The sequence below is a fragment of the Staphylococcus sp. EG-SA-2 genome, from assembly GCF_017152085.1.
The window spans coordinates 1-884 of sequence record NZ_JACYHC010000951.1 but is presented as its reverse complement, the minus strand read 5'-3'; the positions used below and the strand labels follow the sequence as shown (position 1 = coordinate 884).

Annotated in this window: 2 protein-coding genes; both read right to left on the bottom strand. The window is 29.9% G+C overall.

Features of this window, described 5'->3' with window-relative positions:
* A partial coding sequence (locus tag IDG60_RS16625) for a DUF1672 family protein (protein WP_206160945.1) occupies positions 1–271 on the bottom strand: 271 nt, incomplete at its 3' end.
* Positions 272–327: 56 nt separating this feature from the next.
* Positions 328–884: DUF1672 family protein (locus IDG60_RS16620; RefSeq protein WP_206160944.1), on the bottom strand; the 557-nt coding region annotated here is incomplete at its 5' end.

The window sequence follows — 884 nt, the reverse complement described above, 5'->3', positions numbered from 1 at the left end:
CGCCACTACCTACAACATTCGTAGCTTTAACTTTTAGACCGAAGTTATCCATAAAAAATTGTTCGCCACGTTTAGCAATTTTATCTTTATGCTTCTTCGCAAATTCAATCGCATCTTTTTCTGCAGGTGGTTGGAAGCCTTGACCTACATATTTTGAAGCTTCCATTTCTTCTGGTACTGATTTTGTTTCTTTATTAGATTCGTTATTGGTAGTTGAACATCCTGATAGTATTATCGTTGCTATTAAGATTAGTTTAATTCTTTTAAACATAGCTCATCTCCCATTTATGTGTTTGTTTAGAATATTAAAAGCAATTTTTTAAAATTTTATTCACCTTTACTGTGCACCCCATATTCTATTGGACGATTATCATCATAAAAGGCTTTTTTAGTATTAATAGTAGGCTTACCTATTTGAATTGTAATTGTAGATTTATCTGGTTTATTTTTTAAATTATATAATTTATCACTTAGTTCAATTACATCATCTTCTGTATTGTCATTAGTAAAATTTTTCTTTGTACTAAACAGTGTCGCTACTGCATCTGTATCAGCGGCATAATTCACTTCTTTTCTTGCTCGTTCCATTCCTTCTTTGAATTCCTTATCATTTTTTTGAATCAAAGGTTCATAATACTTTCGATATTCTTTTAAACTTCTAGAAGAGTATGTAATATAAAAATATTCATTTTTATATCCAACGTTTTGTGTCTTATTAATTGCTTCTTTAGTAAAACCTGTATATTGATATTTCTTTTCATTTTCTTTGAAAAATTTATATAAGTTATCATACTTTTCTTTTTGCGCTCGATATTCAAAGCCACTCAGCACTGTACCCACCATCATACTCATATCATCACCGTTGTCATTACTACGCATTGATC